This window comes from Stenotrophomonas sp. P5_B8 (assembly GCF_054049855.1).
Map to the genome: position 1 here is coordinate 1 of NZ_JBFULO010000439.1, position 3,073 is coordinate 3,073.

Annotated in this window: 3 protein-coding genes and 1 pseudogene; all 4 read right to left on the reverse strand. The window is 63.3% G+C overall.

Features of this window, described 5'->3' with window-relative positions; translation table 11 throughout:
* Positions 1 to 189 (reverse strand): annotated as a pseudogene (locus ACXJKH_RS17695) (galactonate dehydratase); the annotation flags it as partial.
* Entirely contained in the window at positions 186 to 821 is a 636-nt protein-coding gene (locus tag ACXJKH_RS17700; RefSeq protein ID WP_457321290.1) for a 2-dehydro-3-deoxy-6-phosphogalactonate aldolase, read from the reverse strand. The gene ACXJKH_RS17700 and the pseudogene ACXJKH_RS17695, both read right to left, overlap by 4 nt.
* Before the next feature lie 10 nt (positions 822 to 831).
* Entirely contained in the window at positions 832 to 1,554 is a 723-nt protein-coding gene (locus ACXJKH_RS17705; RefSeq protein ID WP_457321292.1) for a FadR/GntR family transcriptional regulator, read from the reverse strand.
* 96 nt (positions 1,555 to 1,650) lie between these two features.
* A partial coding sequence (locus tag ACXJKH_RS17710; RefSeq protein ID WP_457321294.1) for a TonB-dependent receptor occupies positions 1,651 to 3,073 on the reverse strand: 1,423 nt, incomplete at its 5' end.

Here is a 3,073-nt window from a genome sequence, read left to right on the forward strand (position 1 = left end):
GTGGTCTTCGATGTGCCGGGGATCCTTGCCGATCAGGTAATCGGAAAGCTCTTCCACCGCAGCGGCCACGGTATGCGCGCGGCCCTCTACGATTGGCTCGCCCCAGCCGATGATGCCGGCATCGGTTTCGATCCGGACAAACAGCCAGCGCGGGGGCACCAGGTAGGTGGTGATGGCAGTGATCTTCATGCATGGGGGTCCGTGTTGGTGCTGCTCCAAGCGTCGATGAACGCGCGCGCGCGGCGCGCCACTTCTGCTGGCGGGGTCTTGGGGGCGTACAGGGCCGAGCCGATGCCGAACCCGGCCGCGCCCGCTTGGCGGTAGGCCGCCATGCGTTCGGGGGTGATGCCGCCCACGGGCAGCAGCGCGGTGCCGGCGGGCAGTACGCTGGACCAGGCTTTCAGCACAGGCGGCGGCAACTGCTCGGCAGGGAACAGCTTCAATGCATCAGCACCGGCACGCAATGCGGCGAACGCCTCGGTGGGCGTGGCCACGCCGGGGGTGCAGCGCATGCCCTTGGCGTGCGCGGCAGCGATGACCTCAACGTCGGCATGCGGCATCACGATGATGCGGCCGCCTGCATTGGCCACGTCATCCACTTGGGCGGTGGTGAGCACGGTGCCCGCCCCGACCAGGCAGCGGTCACCGAGCTGCCTGGCCAGCAATTCGATGCTCTCCAGTGGCTGTGGAGAGTTCAGCGGCACTTCCAGGATATGAAACCCGGCATCGGCAAGTGCGGCACCGACGGCGGGCGCCTCCTGCGGGGTGAGTCCGCGCAGGATGGCAACCAATGGGAGGGGTTGCATCCAGGCGGTGCTCATGGGAAATCCTTCAGCGTGGTGGTTTGCGTGGGGCGCGAATTCCCTTCAGGTTGGCGCGGGAATCGGCAATCATGTCCAACATGGCCGCGCGCGCCGCCTCCGGCTGCTTTAGCCGGATCGCGTCGTACACGTCGAAGTGGCGCGGCAGCGAGTACTTGAAGTCCTTGGCAGTCTGCGCCGAGAGCAGGAAGAACGTGCCCAGCGCGGCGTCGATCACCGAGAACAGCGAGCTCAGCAGCTCGTTGTTGGTGGCCTCCAGCACACTCTCGTGGAAGGAGAGATCCGCCTTGGCCCACGCGTCCTGGTCCGGCGCGTCGGCCATCGCCAGGTAGGCCGCCTTGATCTTGGCCAGTTGCGCGGGCAACCGCCGCTGCGCTGCCGAGGCGGCCGCCGCAGGTTCGATCACTTCGCGCATTTCCACCAGTTTGTCCACGAAGTCCTGGGTTGGCATCAGCGCGCAGCGCCACGCCAGGATGTCGCTGTCCAGCTGCTTCCAGAATCGGGGCTCGCGCACCCGCGAACCGGTTTTCTGCTTCGTTTCGATAAGCCCCTTGGAGCCGAGCACCTTCAACCCTTCGCGAAGCGCCGAGCGGCTCACCGACAAGGTCTGTGCCAAGAGCTCTTCCTTGGGCAGGTACTCGCCCGGCTTGATCGTGCCACTGACGATGCGCTGCCCGATCTCCTGGGTAACCTGATCGTGAAGGTTGCGTAGCTCGATCCGTTTCACAGACACCCCTTTGGCTTGGTGCTCCGCTGAGCGCGGTCACTCCTATTATCCGACAAAAGGGGTTCGGCAGGGTGGCTTGCTTTGACATGGGGGCGGCCGTCATCACAGTTTGAACCGGAAGCCCATGGCCACAGTCTTATCCTGGTAGCGGATGTCGCGCGGCCGCGTATCGCCACTGCCCCAGAACTGGTGCAGATTGTTGCCCAGCAGATTGGTCGCCGAGAACACCACGGTGGCGCGAGGGGTCACGTCGTAGCTGATCGAGAAGTCCAGCGAGCTGGCCGGCTCGACCTGGTCTTCGGTTCCAGCAACGGTCGGCTGGGTGAAGAAGTCGATGTAGCGGCTGCGATAGCCGTAGGCCAAGCGAGCTGATAGACCGAAGTTCTCGTAGAAGAGCACGGCGTTGTAGTTGTTCTTGGATACGTTTTGCAGCGGGCGGGAAATCACCGGGCCACCGATGAACTCCGGCGATTTGGTGTCGCCCTCGATGTAGGTGTAGTTCAGCTGCGCGCCCAGGCCGCTCCATGCACCCGGCAGGAAGTCGAAGGTCTGCTGATACGCCAGTTCCACGCCCTGCAGATGGCCGCTGCCGGCGCTCTGGGGCGAGGAGAGCTCATAGTCCTCACCGGCGATGACCACATTGGTGATGTAGTTCTGGATGTAGCCATCGATATCGCGATAGAACACGCCGGCACTCGCATAACCCACCGGCGAGAAGTACCACTCCAGCGACACGTCGTAGTTGGTCGACTTGATAGGGCTCAGGTCCGGGTTGCCGCTGCTGGCCACACCCGCACGATTGACAGTGCCCGGGTTCAGCGAGATCGACGGGTTCAGCGCACCGAAGTCCGGGTAGCTCAGCGTCTTCGCGGCCAGCACGCGTAACTGCCAGGCATCATTGAAGTGCAAATTCAAGCTGGCATTGGGCAGCGTATTGGTGTCCTGCGTATTCCGCGTGATAGCGCTGTAGACGCCGGTGCTGGCATCGAACGAGAAGGCATTGAGGTCGCGCTTGATCTTCTCTGCGCGCACGCCCACCAATCCATCGGCACGCAGGCCGAATACATCGAAATCGTACTTGGCTTGCACGTAGCCAGCCGACTTGCGTTCTTGAATGTCGAAGAAGCGACCGGGGTTTTCGGCAGCCAGGCCATCCGGCAGGCCGTAATAAGCGCGCAGTTGATCCGCGTTGTTGATCAGGTAGTCGTAGCAGGGCGTGAGGAAGGATTGGCTCAGTGCCGAGTTGCCACGCTTGCTGCAGAAGAAGCTGTTAGCCGGGAACAGCCCGACCACCTGGTTGGCAGGGTTCGGGTTCGCGGTGATGTTGCCGGTGCCTGCGCCACCCGGCGGCGGCGTGCTGATTTCCACGCTGCCCTTGGCGCTGGCGTTGCGGTCTGCGTAGCGGAGGCCGAATTGCAGGAATGCGATCGGGCCGTCCAGGAAATCGAACTTGCCATCTCCTCGCCAGCTGTTCTCTTCACCGCGGGATTCGCCCCAAGTCTGGAAGAGACCATTCAGATAGAAC

What these genes read in the sequence shown, in the direction of transcription:
- ACXJKH_RS17700 (WP_457321290.1), bottom strand. Translation starts at nt 821, where the DNA reads ATGAGCACCGCCTGGATGCAACCCCTCCCATTGGTTGCCATCCTGCGC.